We start from the raw sequence: 20,090 nt of genomic DNA on the forward strand, positions 1-20,090 counted from the left end.
CAGGCGCTATTCGGTCCGCAGTCCGTCCGGCGTCATACGGTCCGCAGTCCGTCCGGCGTCATACGGTCCGCGGCCCGTCCGGCGTCATTCGGTCCGCAGCCCGTCCGGCCGCATCAGCCGCAGCAGCGGCGGAAGGCTGAGCGCCGTCACCAGGACCACGACTCCCGCCCCGATGCCGGTCATCGACAGCACGCTCATCCAGTCCACGCTCACCGAGGTGCCGGTCATCTTCAGCAGGACCGTGCCCAGGGTCACGCCCACGATCGACGCCAGGGCAAGACCGAGCGCGATCGGGATCGCGGTCTGCCACAGCACCGACAGGCTCAGCGTGCGGCGCCGGGTGCCGAAGGCGACCAGGGCCGACAGGAGCTTCTTGCGTTCGCGCAGCTGCTCCAGCTGGGAGACGAGAAGGCTCGCGCCGATCAGTACGAGGACGCAGGTTGCGCCGACGAACAGACCGGTGCGGATGGACGAGAAGCGCCGGGACTGCTCGCTCGCCGCCCAGGTCATGGGGTCCGCGAGCGGGTCGATCTTCGCCGCGGTGTTGCGTACGAGGTCACGGACGTCCGACACCGACTCGTCGAGCTTGAGGAAAACCTCCCCGGTGACTGCCGATGCCGCCTTCGCGGGCAGGGCGCCCGGGGTGAACAGAATGCCCCCGCGCTTGTAGCCCGTCGGGTCCTTGATCGAATCGGCCTTCCTGATGGCCTGCGGCACCGTCCAGGCGACCTCCTTGCCCTTGGAGTCGTCGTAGGACGGATCGATGTAGATCGTCCGGCCGGCCGTGCCCAGCTTCGAGGGGTCCGTGTCGGACTCGGAGCCGTGCAGGAGGAATGCGTCGCCGTCGCGGCACGAGGGCAGCTTCGCCACCTCGCGCAGCGCCGCGCAGGTGCCGACGGTCAGTCCCGCGTAGAGCTCGGGATCCTTGCGCCGCTCGCCCAGCGAGCCGGAGGACAGGGCCGTCGCGTGCCGCACACCCTTGGTCTGCGTGAGCTGCCGGGTGGCCTCGCCGATCGAGACGGTGCCCGGCACGGAGACCGACATCTGCGCGCGCGTGAGGTCGTTCTGCGACTCCTTCGTGTAGTCGCCCTCGACCCCGGCGAACAGCATCTGCAGGGCGATCGCGCCGGCCACCGCCACCGCGATGCCGTTGACCATGCGGGCCGCCGTGCCGCTGCTCAACTGCAGCCTGCGGATGGCCAGTTGCCAGGCGACCCCGCCGGAGTTCAGCCGTGCGACGACCGCCTCGACGACCCAGGGCAGCAGCGCGGTGACGCCGACCAGCAGCAGGATGACGCCGCCGGTCACCATGTACTGGTTGAAGTTCCCGTTGTCCCGCCCCTGCCCGATCATCGGGTAGAGCAGCGCGAGTCCGCCCACCGGCAGCAGCAGCCGCCACCACAGCCTGCGTCGCGCGGGCCTGGCTGTGCGGACGACCCCGAGCGGCTCGATCACGACACCGCGCAGCGCGAAGAGCGTCACCGCGACCGCGGCGGCCGGGACGGCGACAGCGACAAGGGCCGCAAGCGCAGGGGTGGGGTTCAGATCGCTCGGGAACACACTGATCTCGAAGATCGTGATCAGTCCGGCGAGTTGACGCCCGGCCAGGAAGAACCCGGCGCCGAAGACCAGCCCGACCAGCGCTCCGGCCAGCGCCTCGCCGGCCGCGATCCGGCGGGTCATCCGCCCGTCGGCGCCGACCAGCCGCAACGCCGCGAGCCTGCGGTCGCGCCGATCGCCGCCGAACCGTACGGCCGCGGCGATGAAGACGCCGACCGGCATCAGCAGCACCACGAAGACGATCAGAATGAGCAGCATCAGGACGGGGTCCAGCTGGTCGCCCTGTTCCGTGGACCCGAACGAGTCGATGCGCTCGATCCGGGAGGTCGTCTTCGCGGTCGCGTCCAGGTCCTGGGTGCCCGCGTAGTAGGCGAGTTCGTACGGGCCGACCAGGCCCGTGGCGCCGATCGTCCCGGTGACCCGGTAGGGCAGGCGCTCGCGCAGCAGCTTGCCGTCCGAGGACTTCAGGAGTTTGTCGAGGGCGGGCGAGACGACCATGTCGCCGTCCCCGGGAAACTTCGCCACGCCGGGCGGCAGCGGTGCCCGTACACCCTCGGGCTGGAGCAGGCGCCCGCGCACGTCCTCGCTCCGAAAGGTGGTGTCGGCGGTACCGACCAGCAGCGTACGGTCCGACTTCGTCTTGACCGTCGAGCTGTACGTCATGTCGTTGCGGGCGCGTTCCCGGTCGTGCCGGGACTCCAGCGCGCTCGGTATCGCCGTCGTGAGCAGCAGCAGGGCCACCCCGAGACCGACGCCGACGGCCGTGAGCAGCACGCGCACCCAGGCCTCGCGGCCGCCGGTCACGGCGAACTTGGCGCCCATGCCGAGGTCACGGGACCACTGGCGCGCACTCATACGATCCGCTCCATGTCCCGGGACTTCCCGTCCCGGACGACGATCTCGCGGTCCGAGTACGCGGCCACCCGCGCCTCGTGCGTGACGAGCACGACGGCGGCGTTGGTCGAGCGGGCCGCGTCGGTCAGCAACTGCATCACGCGCTCGCCGTTGAGCGAGTCGAGCGCGCCGGTCGGCTCGTCCGCGAACAGCACGCGCGGGTTGGTCACCAGCGAGCGGGCCACCGCCACGCGCTGCCCCTGACCGCCGGAGACCTCACCGGGCCGCTTGCCCCTGAGGTCGTCCACCTCCAGCTGCTCCATCCACGACAGGGCGGTGCGCTCCGCCGCCTTGCGCCCCATGCCGTTCAGCCGCAGCGGCAGCGCCACGTTCTCGACACAGGTCAACTCCGGGACGAGCTGTCCGAACTGGAAGACGAACCCGAACTCGCTGCGCCGCAGCGCACTGCGCTGGGCATCGCTCATACCGGCCATCTCCCGGCCGTTGTACGTGATCGAGCCCGAGTCCGGCGGCACGATCCCGGCGAGGCAGTGCAGCAGCGTGGACTTGCCGGAGCCGGAGGGGCCCATCACGGCGACGACCTCGCCGGGGTGAATGGAGAACTCGGCGCCGTCCAGAGCGGTCGTCGGTCCGTACGTCTTGCGAAGCTCCGACGCGGTGAGCAGGGAGCCGGCGGGAGGAGTCATCGGGTGGTCACCGCCTCGGCGAGCTTGTCGAGACGCGCGGCGGTCAGTTCCAGCCACCGCAGATCGGCCTCGAGATGGAAGAGGGCGTGGTCGCAGATCAGCTGGTCCGCGAGGTCGCCCTTGCGCTTACGGTCGGTCAGCATGCGCATCATGCGCAGATGCTCCGAGCGCTGGGTGTCGAGGATCTCGCTCGCGTCGCGGTGCGTGAGGAGCGCGAGGACGACCTTCGTGTACAGGGTCGACTGCAGATACGGCTCGGGCTTCTCCGGCGTCGCGAGCCACTGCTGTACGTCGGTGATCCCGGCCTCGGTGATCGCGTACCGCTTCCGCTCGGGCCCGCCGCCCGCCTCTATCCCGTCGACTTCGACGAGGCCGTTCTTGAGCAGCCGCGACATCGTCGAGTAGACCTGGCCGTAGTGCAGCGGCCGATCATGACCGAACTTTTCGTCGAAGGCCCGCTTCAGGTCGTAACCATGACGGGGCCCGGACTCGAGGAGCCCTAGGAGGGTGTGACCGATGGACATGCGGAGCACTCTACACACGGCGTATACATGGTGTGTATACGTGCCGCGTATAGATCATGGTGGAGCGGGCGAGTCGGCAGGTCAGGGCCGAATGTCACGGTTCTGCTACCGCGTCTACGCCTCGGGTTCCCCGGAAACCGGCGGCCGCCCCCGCCGGGGAATCGGCCCCGCCCCGCCGGGCAGGCGCCCCGCCTCGGCCAGCGCCCTGCGCAGCAGGAACTCGATCTGGGCGTTGGCCGAGCGCAGCTCATCCCCGGCCCACCTGGCCAGCGCGTCATGGACGAGCGGATCCAGTCGCAGCAACACCTGCTTGCGCTGCCGCGGGGTGGAGGTGCGGGAGTCGTGAGAGTCCGGTGTGGGCATGGCTGCTCCGCCGTTTCGTACGGCATATCTTTGGTCTATCCAAGTGATAACACTTTAAGTGGCCTGGCAACCTTCCGGGCCCCTCACTCGTCGGTTCTTGTGGGGCAGGTGCTGATTCTCACGTCCGTAAAAGACAGGATCGGCGGCCCTTTGTCATAGCGCGCGGTGTTAGCTTGCTGAGCTGACCTGAGCCACGAGCCTGTGTGACACACGAGAGTGAAGCGGAGCGGATCGACCCATGGGACGAGCGGAAGAGAGACGAGCGCGGCAGCGCGGTGGCCGCCGCGCGGCGCCCAAGAGCTCGTCCGGGACGAAGGCACGCCGCAGCGGCATACGCCGGTTCGTCAACTGGAAGACGATCCTCGGTACGTTCCTGGGCTTCTGCCTGCTCGGCATGGGCGCCTTCATCGTGCTCTACATGGTCGTGTCCGTACCCAAGGGCAACGCGGCCGCGACGCTGCAGAGCAACATCTACAAGTACAGCGACGGCAAGGTGCTCGCCCGCACCGGCAAGCTCAACCGTGAGGTCGTGGACCTCTCCAAGGTGCCCAAGGGCGTCCAGAAGACCTTTGTCGCCGCCGAGAACAAGTCCTTCTACAGCGACGCCGGCGTCGACCTCAAGGGCACGGCCCGCGGTCTGATCAACACCCTGTCCGGCAAGGGCAAGCAGGGTGGTTCGACGATCACCCAGCAGTACGTCAAGAACTACTACCTGAACCAGGACCAGACCGTCACGCGCAAGCTGAAGGAACTGGTCATCTCGCTGAAGGTGGACCGCCAGCAGTCCAAGGACGACATCCTCGCGGGCTACATCAACACCAGCTACTACGGCGAGGGCGCGTACGGCATCCAGGCCGCGGCGCAGGCGTACTACCGCGTCGACGCGAGCGACCTGACGGTCGGGCAGGGCGCGTACCTCGCGTCGCTGCTGCAGGCTCCGAGTCAGTACGACTGGGCGGTCGCCACGGACACCGGGAAGAAGCTCGTCAAGGCCCGCTGGAACTACACCCTCGACAACATGGTCGAGCAGGGCTGGCTGGACTCCGCCAAGCGCCAGGCCATGAAGTTCCCGACACCCAAGGACCCCCAGGGCGCCCCCGGCATGGAGGGCCAGACCGGCTATCTGGTGAAGGCGGCCGACAGCGCGCTGGCGAAGCAGCTCGTCGCCAAGGGCTCGGCCGCCGACCTCGACACCGCCCAGGCGATGGTCGACGCGGGCGGCTGGACCGTCACGCTCAACATCGACAAGAAGAAGCAGGCGCAGCTGGAGAAGGCCGTCAAGACGCAGCTGACCAGCAAGCTGAACTCCAAGAAGCGCAAGGTCGACGCCGTCGTCCAGGCCGGAGCCGCGTCCGTCGATCCCAAGACCGGCAAGGTCGTGGCGATGTACGGCGGACAGGACTACTTCAAGCACTACTACAACAACGCGACCCGCCGTGACTACCAGCCCGCGTCCACCTTCAAGCCGCTGATCTTCGCGGCGGCCCTGGACCAGCAGGCCAAGACGCAGGACGGCAAGGCGATCACGGCGAACACGATCTACGACGGCACCAGCGGCCGGGCCGTCAAGGGCAGCGACATCGCCTTCTCGCCGCCGAACGAGGACGACCACAACTACGGCAACGTCACCGTCCAGACCGCGATGAACAAGTCCATCAACTCCGTCTTCGCGCAGATGGGCGTCGACGTCGGCATGGACAACGTGCTGGCGGTCGCGAAGAAGCTCGGCATGGACACCGAGGGCCTGGAGGCGGTGCCCGCGCAGACGCTGGGCAGCATGGGCGCGAGCCCGCTGGAGATGGCCGGTATCTACGCGACGCTCGACAACCACGGCAGGAAGGTCACCCCGGCCATCGTGGCGTCGGCCGAGCACAAGGACCGTTCGGTCGACTTCCCGGACCCGATCGGCGAGCAGGTCATCAGCAAGGAGGCGGCCGACACGGTCACCTCGGTGCTGACCGGCGTGGTCGACGACGGTACGGCCAAGGTCTCGGTGGCCCAGTCGGCCGACCGCAACGGGCAGCAGGTCGCGGGCAAGACGGGTACGTCCGACAACAACAAGTCGGCCTGGTTCACCGGCTACACGCCGAACCTGGTCACCTCGGTCGGCATGTTCGGCGAGGGCGCGGTCGGCACCGCCAACGCGGGCAAGCAGGTGTCCCTGACGGGCGCCACGGGCCTCATCCCGGGCACCGGCCGCATCAACGGTGGTGGCTACCCCGCCCAGATCTGGGCGGCGTACACCTTCAAGGCGATGGGCAAGGTCAGCAAGTTCGAGCTGGACACCACACAGGGCGCGGCGGTCCAGCCCACCGAGACCGCCACGGTCTCGCAGACGCCGAGCAGCACGCCCTCGTCGTCGCCGACCACCCAGGAGCCGACGACCGAGCCGCCGACGAGTACGTCGCCCTCGACCTCGCCGAGCGAGCCCTCGACCACTCCGTCGACGACGCAGCCGACCACTTCTTCGCCGACCCCGTCCGGCTGGCTGACCCAGAATCCGGTGAGTCCGAACAACGGTCAGTGAGCGCACGACGAGGGCGCCCGGTGATGCACCGGGCGCCCTCGTCGTGCGTACTCAGCCTCCGTTGACGTTCTGGGAGATCCGGTCGCCGATCTCCTTGTCGATGTTGCGCCAGTACTGCACCGCACGGTCCAGGACCGGGCGGGACACACCGGCCTTCAGGTGTCCGCTGACGTTCGACACCAGCCGGTCGCGGGCCGCGTCGTCGAGGACCTGGCGGACCATCGTGCCCGGCTGGCCCCAGTCGTCGTCCTCGCGGTGCAGCTTGGTGGCCTCGCGCACCAGTTCACCGGCGGTCTCCCAGCTCGCGGGGTCGCCGAAGCGTCCGTAGTCGGCCGCGGGGCCGCCGTAGGAGTTGGGCGCGTACGGCATCGCCGCGTTCGACTTCTCGTAGCGCATCGGGCCGTCCTTGGCGTACGAGTTCACCGGGGAGCGTGGCCGGTTGGGCGGCAGCTGGGTGTAGTTCGGGCCGATCCGGTACCGGTGGGTGTCCGGGTACGAGAACAGCCGGCCGAGCAGCATCTTGTCGGGCGAGGGGCCGACGCCCGGCACCAGGTTCGAGGGCTCGAAGGCGGCCTGCTCGATGTGGATGAAGTAGTCCTCGGGGTTCTTGTCGAGGGTCATCCGGCCGACGTCGATCAGCGGGTAGTCCCCGTGCGGCCAGACCTTGGTCAGGTCGAAGGGGTTGAAGCGGTAGTCCGCCGCGTCCTCGAACGGCATGATCTGGACCTTCAGGCTCCAGCTCGGCGCGTTCCCGGACTCGATCGACTTGTACAGGTCGTTGCGGTGCAGATCCGGGTCCGTACCGGCCAGCTCGTCGGCCTCCGCCTGGGTGAGGAAGTCGATGCCCTGGTCGGTCTTGAAGTGGTACTTCACCCAGAACCGCTCACCGGCGCCGTTGATCCACATATAGGTGTGGGAGCCGTAGCCGTTCATGTGTCGGTACGACTTCGGAACACCCCGGTCGCCCATCAGATAGGTCACCTGGTGAGCCGACTCGGGCGAGAGCGTCCAGAAGTCCCACTGCATGTCGTTGTCGCGCAGTCCGTTGTCGGGGCGGCGCTTCTGCGAGCGGATGAAGTCCTGGAACTTGATCGTGTCACGGACGAAGAAGATCGGGGTGTTGTTGCCCACCAGGTCGTAGTTGCCGTGTTCGGTGTAGAACTTGAGCGCGAAGCCGCGTGGATCGCGCCAGGTGTCGGGCGAACCCTGTTCGCCGGCCACCGTCGAGAAGCGGGCCAGCATCTCGGTGCGCTTGCCCGGCTGGAAGAGGTCGGCCTTGGTGAACTGGCTGACATCGTTGGTGACTTCGAAGAATCCGTACGCGCCACTGCCCTTGGCGTGCACCACCCGCTCGGGGACCCGCTCCCGGTTGAACTGGGCCATCTTCTCGATGAGGTAGTGGTCCTGGAGCAGGATCGGGCCGTCGGGGCCGACGGTGAGCGAGTGTTCGTCGCTCTCCACCGGAATTCCGACGTTGTTCGTGGTGTACGGAGCCTTCTGGGGTGCCTGGGTCACGAGAGCGTCCTCCCGTCATGGAAGAGGGTGGTCAGGTCGCTTCGCTCACCCGAGCAGTCAACTCCGCCGACGGGATGTCGGCAACATGAACCGGCGGCCGGGGGGCTTCCCCCCTGGGTACCCCTCAGCCGCGGTTCAACTCGAACCAGACCACCTTTCCGGTGCTCAGCCGGGTCGCGCCCCACCGTCTGGCCAGTCTGTTCACCAGGTAGAGCCCGCGTCCGCCCTCGTCCGTGGCGCGTGCCTGCCGCAGCCGGGGCAGCTGCGGCACGTCGTCGCCGACCTCGCAGCGCAGTACGTCGGTCCGCAGCAGCCGCAGCGTCACCGGCCGTGACGCATAGCGCACGGCATTGGTCACCACCTCGCTGACCAGCAGCTCCACGGAGTCGCTCATGTCCTCCAGGCCCCAGCGGGACAGCGCACGCCGGGCGAGCCGGCGGGCCTTGCCCGGGGCCGCGTCCTCCGGCTCCAGGAACCAGTACGCGACATCGCTCGGCGCGATCCCGTCGAAGCGGGCGGCGAGCAGCGCGATGTCGTCGTCCCGGTCGCCGGGACCGAGCATGTCGAGCACCTCGTCGCAGAGCGCTTCGAGCGGCGGCGGATGGTCGGGCCCGGTCAGCTGCGCGGTGGCGGCGAGCTTCTCGCGCAGTTGCTCTATGCCGGTCCACACGTCCCTGAGGCGCGACTCGACCAGGCCGTCGGTGTACAGCAGCAGCGTCGCCCCCGCGGGCGCGTCCAGCTCCACGGCCTCGAAGTCCACCCCGCCCACGCCGATGGGGGCACCCGGCGGCACCCGCAGCACCTCGGCCCGCCCGCCCAGGTGCAGCAGGACCGGCGGCGGATGGCCCGCGTTGGCGATGGTGATGCGATGCGAGACCGGGTCGTAGACGGCGTACAGGCAGGTCGCCATGCGGTCGGTGCCCAGCCGCTGCGCCTGCTCGTCGAGGTGGTGCAGCACCTCCTGCGGCGGCAGATCGAGCCCGGCCAGGGTCTGCGCGGTGGTGCGCAGCTGGCCCATGATGGCCGCCGAGGTCATGGAGTGGCCCATGACGTCACCGACGACGAGGGCGACGCGGCTGCCGGGCAGCGGGATCGCGTCGTACCAGTCGCCGCCGACGCGCGCGGTCTCCGCGGCCGGGAGATAGCGGGACGCCAGCCGTACGCCGGTGGGCCGCGGCAGCGTCTCCGGCAGCATCGTGCGCTGCAGCTCGTCGGCGATGTACGCCTCGCGCCCGTACAGCACCGCCTTGTCGATGCCGAGCGCGCTGTGCGTGGCGAGCTGGGCGGCGACCAGCAGATCGTCGGCCTCGAAGGCGAGGCGCTCCGGGCGGCGCAGGAACAGCGCCGCGCCGATCACCCGGCGGCGGCCGCGCAGCGGGGCCAGGATCGCCCGCTGGCCGTCCGGCACGACCAGCTCGTCGCCGAGCAGCTCGGGCAGCGCGGCGCGGGCGGCGGGCGCGTCCGCGAAGACGGGGCGTACGCCGCGCAGCACCTCGGCGAGGGCGCCGCCGGGGCGCACCTCGCACAGCTCGGCGGTCATCGCCTGCAGCTCGCTGGGCTCGGGCCGCAGCGCGGGCATGAAACCGCCGTCGGTGTCCCGCTCCTCGGGGATCCGGTCGGTGCGCCGCAGCCGCAGCACGAGGGGCCCGGTGGGCCGCTCGTCGCCGACCGGCAGTGGGTCGCGCAGATAGACGAGGATCGCGTCCGAGAAGGTCGGCACGGTGGCCCGGCACAGGCCCATCACGATCTCGTCGAGGTCGATGCCGCGGGCGATCCGGCGGGTCGCGGCGCCCACGAAGCGCAGCCGGTCCCCGTCGCGCCGCATCGGCATCGGACCGCTCTGCGGCAGCCCCTGCCCGGTGCGCCGTTCCTTGCCGCCGGGCTTCCCCGACGGCCGGTCCTGGCCGGCGGGCTGGGCCGGGATGCCCTCGGGAGCGGGGCGCGGGCGGTGCGGATCGGGCTCGGCGGCCGAGGGCTGGGAGTGCTCGGCGCCGGGGGAGGCGGGCGGCGGAGTGGGCGCGCCGGTGCCGGAGGACGAGGGCAGGTCGGTACCGGCGGACGCCTGAGTGCCGGAGGGTCCGTGCTTGCCGCAGGGCGCGCCGGCACCGGGTCCGGCCGGGGCGTCGCCCGCGCGGGCCTGACCGGGTAACGCGGTGGCTCCCGGAATCTGGGACGGCTGCTCCGGGGTACGCAGAAGCGCCCCGCGAGGGTCCGCGGGGGCGGGCGTCCGGCCGGCGCCGGTCGTGCGGCGCTCGTGCGAGGTGGGGTGCTCCGTCACGCGTGTCGAATCCATCCGTCCGGGGCTGCACGCCGTGCGCGCAGTTCGTCCCGCAGCCCCGATACCCGGAATGTGTGCCCCAGGAACGGAATCTGCGCGTCGTCAGGACCGGGCCGCACGGCAGACGCGTGCGCCGCCGGGCCGGGTCCGGCCGTCGCCGGCCTCAACGCCGTCGTCGACCGGGACGCCGTAGCGGTCCCGTGCGGACCGTCCGGCCGTCTGCGGACCGTGCTGCCGTGGCTCTCGTACCCCTCGCTCACGTCCTGCCGCCCCTCGGTGACGTATGGTCAAGCCCAGCGCATGCTGCGGTAGTTGCTGCTGTGCGCCCTTGCGGAGGACGATCCTACGGTTGTATCACGGGGGCGCATCAAGGGTCTCATGAGGACACATGCGCCGACGTGCGGTCCCAGTCGTCCGGCAGGGCGGGAACCGGCCACGCCGGATCCGGGCGCCAGTGCTGCCAGCCGTCCGAGAACGGCGCGCCCCAGGAACGGATCACCTCCACCGCGGACCACCCCGCTTCCCTTACCCGCGCGGCCAGTTGAGCGTCCATCAGACCGGCCCGCTGGGCCTGCGCGAACTCGTCCTCGTCGAGCCAGCGCCAACTCCGGTCCGGGTGCACGGAGATGTCCAGGAAGTGGTCCTCCGAGTCGACGCCGCCCTCCCAACGGGCCAGCGGCGTCTCAAGGTTCACGTACCAGTTCTTGAAACGCCAGCCCGGCTCCCAGAACAGCCACACCGACCAGGGCTCGCCGGGCCGCGCCAGCTTGAGCACCCCGGTGCCGAACCAGCGGTCGAGGCGCACCGTGCGCGGCTTGGTGTAGCGGGACTCGAGCGGCTCCCCGTGCACCGGCGTACCGTCGGCGAGCACCGGCCGCACACACTGGGTGCCGGGCGCCATCCACACCGCGAGCAGCTCGCCGTCGTCCCGTACGACGGTCACGGGGCGGCAGATGTGGAAGCGCTCGCCGGCGTTCTCCCGGTACCGCCACAGGATCTGACTCCCGGGGGCCCAGTGCGCCGTCGACCCGTCCGCTTCCACCCGTCTCACCGCTCCACCGTCTGTCATGGCCAGATATTAGGTGTCCCAGGCATACGACGCTGCGGCGCGCGTCACGGTTCGCGCCACGGGACGAATGACGTAACGGAGGTGTCACCGGCGGGACGATCGCCGTTACGGGTGTGTCATCCGCAGGACATCCAGTGCCTCGTCCAGTTGTTCCAGAGTCAGGTCGCCGCGCTCCACGTACCCGGATTCCAGGACGACTTGGCGGATGGTCTTCCGCTCCGCCAGCGCCTTCTTGGCGACCTTGGCGGCCTCCTCGTACCCGATGTACTTGTTGAGCGGTGTGACGACGGACGGCGACGACTCGGCGTACTCGCGGGCCCGTTCGCGGTGCGCGACGATCCCGTCGACGGTCCGGTCGGCGAGCAGCCGCGAGACGTTGGCGAGCAGCCGGATGGACTCCAGCGCGTTCTTCGCGATGACGGGCAGCATCACGTTCAGCTCGAAGTTGCCCGCGGCCCCGGCGACGGCGACCGTCGCGTCATTGCCCATCACCTGGGCCGCGACCATCAGCACGGCCTCCGGAATGACGGGATTCACCTTGCCCGGCATGATCGAGGATCCGGGTTGCAGATCGGGCAGACTGATCTCGGCGAGCCCGGTGCGCGGGCCGGACGCCATCCACCGCAGGTCGTTGGCGATCTTCGTCAGCCCGACCGCGATGGTGCGCAGCTGCCCGCTCGTCTCGACGATCCCGTCCCGCGCGCCCTGCGCCTCGAAGTGATCCCGCGCTTCGGTGAGCGGCAGCCCCGTGTTCCGGGCCACCTCCGCGATGACGGCGGCGGAGAACCCGGGCGGGGTGTTGATCCCGGTCCCCACGGCCGTGCCCCCGAGCGGCAGTTCGGCGAGCCGGGGGAGGGAGGCCCGGAGCCGCTCGACCCCGTACCGCACCTGGGCCGCGTACCCCCCGAACTCCTGCCCGAGCGTCACGGGCGTGGCGTCCATGAGGTGCGTACGCCCGGACTTCACGACGTCGGCGAACTCCTCGGACTTCCGCTGGAGGGAGGCGGCGAGGTGGTCGAGTGCGGGGATGAGGTCCCGGGTCACGGCGGCGGTGGCCGCGATGTGGAGGGAGGACGGAAACACGTCATTGCTGGACTGGGACGCGTTCACATGGTCGTTGGGATGGACGTCCCTGCCGAGCCGCTCGGTGGCGAGGGTGGCGATGACCTCGTTGGTGTTCATGTTGGAGGACGTCCCGGACCCCGTCTGAAAGACATCGACGGGAAAGTGCTCGTCCCAACGCCCTTCGGCCACCTCGCCTGCGGCCTCCTGGATCGCCTCCGCGACGTCCTTGTCGATCACGCCCAGCTCACCGTTGACCTTCGCGGCGGCCGCCTTGATCCGGGCGAGGGCCTCGATGTGCGCGCGCTCGAGGTGCTGCCCGGAGATGGGGAAGTTCTCCACGGCGCGCTGGGTCTGGGCCCGCCATTTCGCGGCCGCGGGTACCCGGACCTCACCCATGGAGTCGTGCTCGATCCGGTACGCGCCTTCTGCCTGCTCATCGGCCATTGCCGATCACCTCCAGTGGGGACAGCATCGCGGACGTGTCCCGTGTTCCCGTGGCAGGGCGACGGGAACGGAGTGTCCTGCGTGCGTGCGTGCGTGCGTGCTTGCGCGCGTGCGGGAGGCGGTGGCGGTGGCGGTGGCGAAGTCAGCGTCGTGGGGCGGCGTCCGGGCCGGTGCAGGCCGGCTTCCCTGCGACCTTGGCGCACGCCTGCGCTCCTCGCGGGCTCGACGCGGCCAGCATCGGGCTGCTGTAGCCGTCCCACCGGTCGCCCGGGTAGGTGGCGGACAGCTCGTTCTGGCCGGACCTGATCGAGATCTCCCGGGCGCCGCCGGTCCGGGTGCGTACCTCGGACCAGACCGTGGCACAGGACGGCGAGAAACGCAGCAGCACGACCTGGGCGGCCCGGGTGACGGAGCTCTCGGTACGCGCGTCCCGGACGCAGGTCTCGGAGGTCGGGAACTGCCCCTGGCAGCTTTCGCCGTGGCAGGAGGCGGCCGTGCTGGGTGCCGCGGGCAGGTCGGCGTCGAGGACGTCCGCCGCGCCGGCCGTGACTGCCACCGTGGCGGCCATCGCCGCGAGGGTGACCATGGCCCGGTTCGGGTGCCGGAAGCGCCGTCGGACGCGGGTGTCCGGGGCCGGCGACTGCTGCGGCGGACCCGCCGCCCTGGACTGGGCCCGGGACGCGGCGTCCCACAGGGAGAGGAGCGGACCGGGATCGGCGTCCGCGAGGCGGCCGAGCGATTCGACCGCGGCGCGCGGTGGGAACTGGTCGCCGTTCAGATAGCGGTGCCAGGTCGACTTGCTGAACGGGGTGGCGGTGGCCAGCGCGGCCAGACTCAGCCCCGTCCGCTGCTTGAGGTCCCGGAGTTGTTCCACCAGGAGCTGCCCGTCGTCCGACGAGTCGGGCGGCGGCTGCCTCTTGACCGTCACGTGGCTCTCCATCTCGCTCCCTCGCCGTGCCGGGGGTGACCGTCATGAGTGATTTCCGGTGCGACGCCGGGCCACACCCTGATTACCGTAAGAGGGAGGGGAGTTGACCTGCGGTTACGCCACTTGGCGGTGGTGTCGTCGGTTGATCGACTTGTCGTACGGCGAGGGTTCCGGCCGGCCGGTGTCACCGGTGCCCCGGACACCGGGCATCCGGCCGGCCGGAAGGGGTCAGCACCAGGGAACGGTGCGGCGGTTCACTACGTAGTGGGCGGAGACGTAGCCCTTGTGGTGGGCGAGCTTGTACCAGCGCTTGTTGCCCAGGACGTTGGAGCCGCGCTTCTTGCAGGTGATGGCCACCGTTCGGCCGGCGTGCCGCGAGCCGATGACCCGGTAGCCGGTTCCCGGTCCGTACCGGACGTTCAGCCGCATGTGGTGGGTCGCCACGCGGCCCAGGACGTGGGTGGTGACGTGGCGCCGGGCGTGGGTGGTCACCACGTGGCGCCGGGCGTGGCTCTTCGCGCAGTGCCGGGAGCGGGTGGTCACGTGGCGCTTCGCGTGGTGCTTCGGCGCCTTCGGCTTGGGGAGACCGGTGCCGGGGAGGCCCGCAACCGAGGGCTGCGGGATCGTCGGCGGCAGGCTCGGCATCGAGATCTGCGGGGGCGTGGTGTGGGCGGAAGTGTGCGTGCCCGGGCAGGCGACGGCCGTCACCGGGAAGACGGCGACAGCCGCGATCGCGGCCACCAGGCCGTTGCGCAGTGTGCGTCGAATCATGGAATGTCCCTCCGAGTTGACCTTCGGATCACAGGTGGTGACCCGGTCATTACGGAGTGTTTCCGGCAAAACTCGCAAGGATGCTGTCCCACTCGTTCCTGGGACGAAGTGGGACAGCATCCCTGTGCGGGACCAGTGGTGATTCGGCATGACGAGAGGTCACGCGGCGACGTGAGCGGGTCTGTGCCGCATCCCGGAACCGTTCCGGGACGCGGCGTCGCGTCCCGGGCTGCGCCTGTCCGGCGGATCAGGCCGGCCGCCCGGCGATCGCGTCACCGTCGGGGGCATCGCGAAGGGGCGGATCCGCCAATCAACTCCGGCCCTTGCGTATGAGCAGGGCGACGGTGATTCCTGTGACACTTCCGGTCCCGTACGCCACGTACCGGGACCGGAGTGCGCTTGTCCTCACCTGATGGCAAGGAGAGAGCCCCTGGCGGACTCGCCAGGGGCTCTCTGCGGGACCTCTACGGGTGGGTCGGCTTCCGGCGCGAACCGGGATGAAGACCTATGCCAGCCCGGGGCCTCGAACCGGGATCGACGTGAACGTCGGCTGCGGGGCCGGATTCTGGAAGAAGTCGTTGCCCTTGTCGTCGACCACGATGAACGCCGGGAAGTCCTCGACCTCGATCTTCCAGACGGCCTCCATGCCGAGCTCCTCGTACTCGACGACCTCGACCTTCTTGATGCAGTCCTGGGCGAGCCGCGCGGCGGGCCCGCCGATGGAGCCGAGGTAGAAGCCGCCGTGCGTGTCGCAGGCGTTGGTGACCTGGGCGGAGCGGTTGCCCTTCGCCAGCATCACCTTGGACCCGCCCGCCGCCTGGAACTGCTCGACGTAGGAGTCCATGCGCCCGGCGGTCGTCGGGCCGAAGGAGCCGGACGCGTACCCCTCAGGGGTCTTGGCCGGGCCCGCGTAGTACACCGGGTGGTCCTTCAGGTACTGCGGCATCTCCTCGCCCGCGTCGAGCCGCTCCTTGATCTTTGCGTGCGCGATGTCGCGGGCCACGACGAGCGGGCCGGAGAGCGAGAGCCGGGTCTTCACCGGGTACTTGGTGAGCTCGGCGAGGATGTCGTCCATCGGCTGGTTCAGGTCGATCTTGACCACGTCGGAGGACTCGTCGAGGTGCTCGTCCGTCGTCTCCGGGAGGAACCGCGCCGGGTCCGTCTCCAGCTGCTCCAGGAAGACGCCCTCGGCGGTGATCTTCGCGACGGCCTGCCGGTCGGCGGAGCAGGACACGGCGATGGCGACCGGGCAGGACGCGCCGTGGCGGGGGAGGCGGACCACACGGACGTCGTGGCAGAAGTACTTGCCGCCGAACTGCGCGCCGATCCCGATCTTCTGGGTCAGCTCGAAGACCTTCTCCTCCAGCTCCTTGTCCCGGAAGCCGTGCCCGAGCTCGGAGCCCTCGGCCGGGATCTCGTCCAGGTAGTGCGCGGAGGCGTACTTGGCGGTCTTCAGGGCGTACTCGGCGCTCGTACCGCCGACGACGATCGCCAGGTGGTACGGCGGACAGGCGGCCGTACCGAGCGAACGGATCTTCTCCTCCAGGAACTTCATCATGGAGGCCTCGTTCAGAACGGCCTTCGTCTCCTGGTACAGGAAGCTCTTGTTGGCCGAGCCACCGCCCTTGGCCATGAAGAGGAACTTGTAGGCGCCGCCGTCGGTCGCGTACAGCTCGATCTGCGCCGGCAGGTTCGAGCCGGTGTTCTTCTCCTCCCACATGGTGAGCGGAGCCATCTGCGAGTAGCGCAGGTTCAGGTTCTTGTACGCGTCGTAGATGCCGCGGCTCAGGGCCGCCTCGTCGCCGCCCTCGGTGAGGACGTGCTGGCCGCGCTTGCCCATGACGATGGCCGTGCCGGTGTCCTGGCACATGGGCAGCACGCCCGCGGCGGCGATGTTCGCGTTCTTCAGGAGGTCCAGCGCGACGAACTTGTCGTTGTTGGACGCCTCGGGGTCGTCGATGATGCGCCGCAGCTGCGCCAGGTGGGCCGGGCGCAGGTAGTGCTGGATGTCGTGGATGGCCTCCGTGGCGAGCTTGCGCAGCGCCTCCGGCTCGACCTTGAGGAACGTGCGCCCGTCGGCCTCGAAGGTGGAAACACCCTCGGAGGTCACCAGCCGGTACGGGGTGGTGTCCTCTCCCTGGGGGAGCAGATCGGTGTACGCGAACTCAGGCATCTCGCCCATTCCTCACTCGACAGACAGCAGCGTGCCTCCATTGGCAGCGTCCACCAGCGTAGAACCTGGCACGGACACCGAGCTTGTGAGGTAAGGCTCAGTTCCCTGTCCACATCTCTGTCCACACCCCTAGTCGCGATCTATCGCGATTGGGTACGCTGCTGCCGTGGACCTTCAGAAGCGCCCCGACCCGACCGCGCCCACGTCGGCGAAGCCGACCGAGCTCCGTGCCTCCGACGCCGACCGTGACCGGATTGCCGACATCCTGCGCGAGGCCCTCGCCGAGGGGCGCCTCACCGCCGAGGAGCACGCCGAGCGGGTCGAGGGGGTGCTGGTCACGAAGACCGTGGGTGAGCTGGACCAGTTCGTACGGGACCTGCCCGCCGCCCACCAGGGCCGCGCGATCCCCGCGTACACCTCCGCGCCCAACCGCCCCACCGCGGGCGCGATCCCGGTCGAGCCCGACGAGAACGTGACGGCGGTCTTCAGCGCCGCCGTCCGCAAGGGCCGCTGGCGCGCGGGACGCCGCATCCACGCGTACGCCGTCTTCGGCAGCGTCGAAATAGACCTCAGCGAGGCCATCTTCGAGTACCAGCAGGTCGTGATCAGGGCGATCGCGGTCTTCGGCAACGTGGAGGTCCGCGTCCCGGAGAACGTGTCGCTGCGCGGCAATGGCGCGGGAGTCCTCGGCAACTTCGAGGTGGACACACGGGATTCGGGCGATCCCGACGCCCCCGTGGTCTATGTGGACGGAACGGCCGTACTGGGAAATGTCGAGGCAAAGCCCAAGCGGGGCAAGCTGGTCGCCGACATTCTCGACCGCGTGAGCGACCGGGTGGACAAGAGTTTGCGCAAGCACCTGGATCGTTGACGCTTGTGAATTCGACGGCGTCGGCGGCGCATTGGTCCAGTCGTACGAGTCCTGCCGCGGACGAGAATTCCCGGGCTTCGGAACTCAGTGCATAGGCGCGCGCACAGCGGGTAGGCCTTGCTGCATCGTCTCTTGGAGGGCGCTGTGGAATTTTCCGCGGTGCCCGGCACGCTCGCGAAGCCGTCGTCAGGAGTAGACCGTGCTGCAACCGCCGCATCAGTCCCTGCAGGTAGCTGCCGTTCCGGCCCCGCGGGCGCCAGTGCGGGACAGGGATCAGGAAGCCCCATGGCACACGGAGGCGGTGTGCCGACGAGACGAAGCCGGCCTGTTCTTCGCCCCCTCCAAGGAACCCACCGCGGCCCGGCTGTCCCGTGAGGAGGCGGCGAAGCGCGTGTGCGCACGCTGTCCGGTGATGGTCGAGTGCCGCGAACACGCGCTGCTGCAACCCGAGCCGTACGGAGTGTGGGGCGGCCTCACCGCCGCCGAGCGCCGCGTCGTGCTCGCCCGGCGCCGCCGCCGCGATCTGGAACTCAAGAAGACCGCGCGGGGGCCGATAGCGGCAGCCGGCTGACCGCCACGAACGGGAAAGGGGCGCCCCCTCCGCACAGGGGGCGCCCCTTTTCCGCTGCTGTACCGCGCCTCGTAAGGACGCACCTCGTAAGGGGCGCGGGGCGGTGACATCATGCGGCTCCGCCGCGTGGGCGCGACCAGCCACGAGGGACCCGCAGCCGGCCACGGCCCGCAGTTGTCCGGCGAAACCGGCGGAGCTACTTCGCGCGGTCGAAGTCAATCGCGCTGTAAGCCCGCAGCTTGCTCAACCGGTGCTCCGACGTGATCTGGCGAACCGTGCCGGACTTGGAGCGCATCACGATCGAGTCGGTCGTCGCGGTCTCCGCGCGGTACCGCACCCCGCGCAGCAGCTCGCCGTCCGTGATGCCGGTCGCGACGAAGAAGACGTTCTCGCCGGAGACCAGGTCGTTCGTGAACAGGACGCGGTCCAGGTCGTGGCCGGCGTCGATCGCCCGCTGCCGCTCCTCGTCGTCCTTGGGCCACAGCTTGCCCTGGATGGTGCCGCCCAGGCACTTCACGGCGCAGGCCGAGATGATGCCCTCGGGCGTGCCACCGATGCCGAGGAGCAGGTCGATGCCGGTGCCCTCGCGCAGCGCCAGGATCGAACCCGCGACATCGCCGTCGGAGATCAGCTTGATCCGGGCGCCGGTCTCGCGGATCTCCTTGATGATCCCGTCGTGGCGCGGCCGGTCCAGGATGACGACCGTGACGTCCTCGGGCGTGGAGCGCTTGGCCTTGGCGACCCGGCGGATGTTCACGGACACCGGCGCGTTGATGTCGACGAAGTCGGCGGCCTCCGGGCCGGTGACCAGCTTGTCCATGTAGAAGACCGCGGACGGGTCGAACATGGTGCCGCGGTCGGCGGCGGCGAGCACGGCGATCGCGTTCGACATGCCCTTGGCGGTGAGCGTGGTTCCGTCGATCGGGTCGACGGCGATGTCGCACTCGGGGCCGGTCCCGTCACCGACGCGCTCTCCGTTGAAGAGCATCGGGGCCTCGTCCTTCTCACCTTCACCGATGACGACGACGCCGTTCATCGAGACGGTGGAGACGAGGGTCCGCATGGCCCGCACGGCGGCGCCGTCGGCACCGTTCTTGTCGCCACGGCCGACCCAGCGGCCCGCCGCCATCGCGGCGGCCTCGGTGACGCGGACCAGTTCCAGGGCGAGATTTCGGTCGGGGGCCTCGGAGGGGACCTCGAGTTCGGACGGCAGCTGATGATTCTCGGTCATCGAGACGCACCTTTCTGATACGACGACGGCCGGATGAGGGTGATGCCCCGACTCTATCGTCAGGCTGACAAAATGAGCAGGGGGCCCCACGGATGAGCAGGCCAGGGCACCTGCGACGATAGGGGCGTGGCAGGTACGAAAGGCAAGCAGACGGTCCGGGACATGCTTCTCTCCCTGGGTCTGATCGGGCTCATGGCAGGCGTGATCTACATCTTCATCCCGCATGACGACACCGCGCCTCCGCTCAAGCGTGTCGACTATCGCGTCGAGCTGCTCACGGCCCGCCGCGCGGCGAGTTATCCCGTGGCGGCGCCCGAGGGTCTGCCCAAGACGTGGAAGGCGACGTCGGTGAGGTATGACGGCGCGGAGTTCGACGCCTGGCATCTGGGATTCCATGCCCCCGACGGTCAGTACGTGGCGATCGAGCAGTCCACTCAGCGGGCGGCCGTCTTCATCGACTCGGCCAGCCAGGGCGCCGAGGAGACGAAGGTCACCCAGCGGATCGGCGACCAGACGTGGCAGCGGTACAAGGGGAGCAAGTACGACGCCCTCGTACTCAAGAGCAAGGGCTCCACGACGGTGGTGGCCGGGACGGCGTCGTTCGGTGAGCTGACGAAGATGGCCCAGGCACTGAAGACGTCGTGACCTGTGCGGACAGG

General features: G+C 69.6%; 16 protein-coding genes. 4 read left to right on the forward strand and 12 right to left on the reverse strand.

Going from position 1 to position 20,090, the window contains the following annotated elements; all coding sequences use genetic code 11:
- Positions 1–84 precede the first annotated feature (84 nt).
- From ACZ4WS_RS06700 to ACZ4WS_RS06715, 4 genes are all read right to left on the reverse strand, one after another.
- Entirely contained in the window at positions 85–2,415 is a 2,331-nt protein-coding gene (locus tag ACZ4WS_RS06700) for an ABC transporter permease (protein ID WP_467977797.1), read from the reverse strand.
- A complete protein-coding gene (locus ACZ4WS_RS06705; RefSeq protein ID WP_467977800.1) occupies positions 2,412–3,101 on the reverse strand; it encodes an ABC transporter ATP-binding protein in 690 nt (229 codons plus the stop codon). The genes ACZ4WS_RS06700 and ACZ4WS_RS06705 overlap by 4 nt, the downstream gene beginning before the upstream one ends.
- The gene (locus ACZ4WS_RS06710) at positions 3,098–3,625 is read right to left on the reverse strand and encodes a PadR family transcriptional regulator (RefSeq protein WP_467977802.1); all 528 of its coding nucleotides are present in this window, start codon (positions 3,623–3,625) and stop codon (positions 3,098–3,100) included. Before ACZ4WS_RS06710 ends, ACZ4WS_RS06705 begins: the two co-directional genes overlap by 4 nt.
- A gap of 114 nt (positions 3,626–3,739) precedes the next feature.
- Entirely contained in the window at positions 3,740–3,988 is a 249-nt protein-coding gene (locus ACZ4WS_RS06715; protein ID WP_467977804.1) for a type II toxin-antitoxin system antitoxin, read from the reverse strand.
- A gap of 238 nt (positions 3,989–4,226) precedes the next feature.
- On the opposite strand from ACZ4WS_RS06715, the gene ACZ4WS_RS06720 reads away from it, so the two are divergent.
- A complete protein-coding gene (locus tag ACZ4WS_RS06720; RefSeq protein WP_467977806.1) occupies positions 4,227–6,515 on the forward strand; it encodes a transglycosylase domain-containing protein in 2,289 nt (762 codons plus the stop codon).
- 51 nt (positions 6,516–6,566) lie between these two features.
- On the opposite strand, the gene ACZ4WS_RS06725 is transcribed toward ACZ4WS_RS06720, so the two are convergent.
- From ACZ4WS_RS06725 to ACZ4WS_RS06755, 7 genes are all read right to left on the reverse strand, one after another.
- Entirely contained in the window at positions 6,567–8,030 is a 1,464-nt protein-coding gene (locus ACZ4WS_RS06725) for a catalase (RefSeq protein ID WP_467977808.1), read from the reverse strand.
- A gap of 124 nt (positions 8,031–8,154) precedes the next feature.
- Positions 8,155–10,323, reverse strand: coding sequence for a SpoIIE family protein phosphatase (locus tag ACZ4WS_RS06730; RefSeq protein ID WP_467977810.1), 2,169 nt, complete (start codon positions 10,321–10,323; stop codon positions 8,155–8,157).
- A 361-nt stretch (positions 10,324–10,684) separates the two neighbouring features.
- Positions 10,685–11,377, reverse strand: a complete 693-nt coding sequence (fomD, locus tag ACZ4WS_RS06735) for a cytidylyl-2-hydroxypropylphosphonate hydrolase (RefSeq protein WP_467977813.1) — start codon at positions 11,375–11,377, stop codon at positions 10,685–10,687.
- Between the two features lie 105 nt (positions 11,378–11,482).
- On the reverse strand, positions 11,483–12,886 hold the full coding sequence (locus ACZ4WS_RS06740) for a class II fumarate hydratase (protein ID WP_467977815.1): 1,404 nt from the start codon (positions 12,884–12,886) through the stop codon (positions 11,483–11,485).
- Between the two features lie 142 nt (positions 12,887–13,028).
- Positions 13,029–13,814 carry a helix-turn-helix domain-containing protein gene (locus ACZ4WS_RS06745; protein WP_467977817.1) on the reverse strand — a complete coding sequence of 262 codons (786 nt, stop codon included), beginning with the start codon at positions 13,812–13,814 and terminating at the stop codon, positions 13,029–13,031.
- Positions 13,815–14,042: 228 nt separating this feature from the next.
- Positions 14,043–14,585 carry an SH3 domain-containing protein gene (locus tag ACZ4WS_RS06750; RefSeq protein WP_467977819.1) on the reverse strand — a complete coding sequence of 181 codons (543 nt, stop codon included), beginning with the start codon at positions 14,583–14,585 and terminating at the stop codon, positions 14,043–14,045.
- 505 nt (positions 14,586–15,090) lie between these two features.
- Positions 15,091–16,758: a fumarate hydratase gene (locus tag ACZ4WS_RS06755; protein ID WP_467977822.1), complete on the reverse strand. Its 1,668-nt coding sequence runs from the start codon at positions 16,756–16,758 to the stop codon at positions 15,091–15,093.
- A 166-nt stretch (positions 16,759–16,924) separates the two neighbouring features.
- On the opposite strand from ACZ4WS_RS06755, the gene ACZ4WS_RS06760 reads away from it, so the two are divergent.
- On the forward strand, positions 16,925–17,629 hold the full coding sequence (locus ACZ4WS_RS06760; protein WP_467977824.1) for a DUF1707 SHOCT-like domain-containing protein: 705 nt from the start codon (positions 16,925–16,927) through the stop codon (positions 17,627–17,629).
- 199 nt (positions 17,630–17,828) lie between these two features.
- Positions 17,829–18,200, forward strand: a complete 372-nt coding sequence (locus tag ACZ4WS_RS06765; protein WP_467977826.1) for a WhiB family transcriptional regulator — start codon at positions 17,829–17,831, stop codon at positions 18,198–18,200.
- A gap of 196 nt (positions 18,201–18,396) precedes the next feature.
- On the opposite strand, the gene glpX is transcribed toward ACZ4WS_RS06765, so the two are convergent.
- Positions 18,397–19,431, reverse strand: coding sequence for a class II fructose-bisphosphatase (glpX, locus tag ACZ4WS_RS06770; RefSeq protein WP_467977827.1), 1,035 nt, complete (start codon positions 19,429–19,431; stop codon positions 18,397–18,399).
- A 126-nt stretch (positions 19,432–19,557) separates the two neighbouring features.
- On the opposite strand from glpX, the gene ACZ4WS_RS06775 reads away from it, so the two are divergent.
- Positions 19,558–20,076, forward strand: coding sequence for a DUF4245 domain-containing protein (locus ACZ4WS_RS06775; protein WP_467977829.1), 519 nt, complete (start codon positions 19,558–19,560; stop codon positions 20,074–20,076).
- Positions 20,077–20,090 lie beyond the last annotated feature (14 nt).

This window comes from Streptomyces sp. NPDC029292 (genome assembly GCF_055569295.1).

What these genes read in the sequence shown, in the direction of transcription:
- ACZ4WS_RS06755 (WP_467977822.1), bottom strand. Translation starts at nt 16,758, where the DNA reads ATGCCTGAGTTCGCGTACACCGATCTGCTCCCCCAGGGAGAGGACACC.
- ACZ4WS_RS06700 (WP_467977797.1), bottom strand. Translation starts at nt 2,415, where the DNA reads ATGAGTGCGCGCCAGTGGTCCCGTGACCTCGGCATGGGCGCCAAGTTC.
- glpX (WP_467977827.1), bottom strand. Translation starts at nt 19,431, where the DNA reads ATGACCGAGAATCATCAGCTGCCGTCCGAACTCGAGGTCCCCTCCGAG.
- fomD (WP_467977813.1), bottom strand. Translation starts at nt 11,377, where the DNA reads ATGACAGACGGTGGAGCGGTGAGACGGGTGGAAGCGGACGGGTCGACG.
- ACZ4WS_RS06710 (WP_467977802.1), bottom strand. Translation starts at nt 3,625, where the DNA reads ATGTCCATCGGTCACACCCTCCTAGGGCTCCTCGAGTCCGGGCCCCGT.
- ACZ4WS_RS06720 (WP_467977806.1), top strand. Translation starts at nt 4,227, where the DNA reads ATGGGACGAGCGGAAGAGAGACGAGCGCGGCAGCGCGGTGGCCGCCGC.
- ACZ4WS_RS06730 (WP_467977810.1), bottom strand. Translation starts at nt 10,323, where the DNA reads ATGGATTCGACACGCGTGACGGAGCACCCCACCTCGCACGAGCGCCGC.
- ACZ4WS_RS06705 (WP_467977800.1), bottom strand. Translation starts at nt 3,101, where the DNA reads ATGACTCCTCCCGCCGGCTCCCTGCTCACCGCGTCGGAGCTTCGCAAG.
- ACZ4WS_RS06750 (WP_467977819.1), bottom strand. Translation starts at nt 14,585, where the DNA reads ATGATTCGACGCACACTGCGCAACGGCCTGGTGGCCGCGATCGCGGCT.
- ACZ4WS_RS06740 (WP_467977815.1), bottom strand. Translation starts at nt 12,886, where the DNA reads ATGGCCGATGAGCAGGCAGAAGGCGCGTACCGGATCGAGCACGACTCC.
- ACZ4WS_RS06715 (WP_467977804.1), bottom strand. Translation starts at nt 3,988, where the DNA reads ATGCCCACACCGGACTCTCACGACTCCCGCACCTCCACCCCGCGGCAG.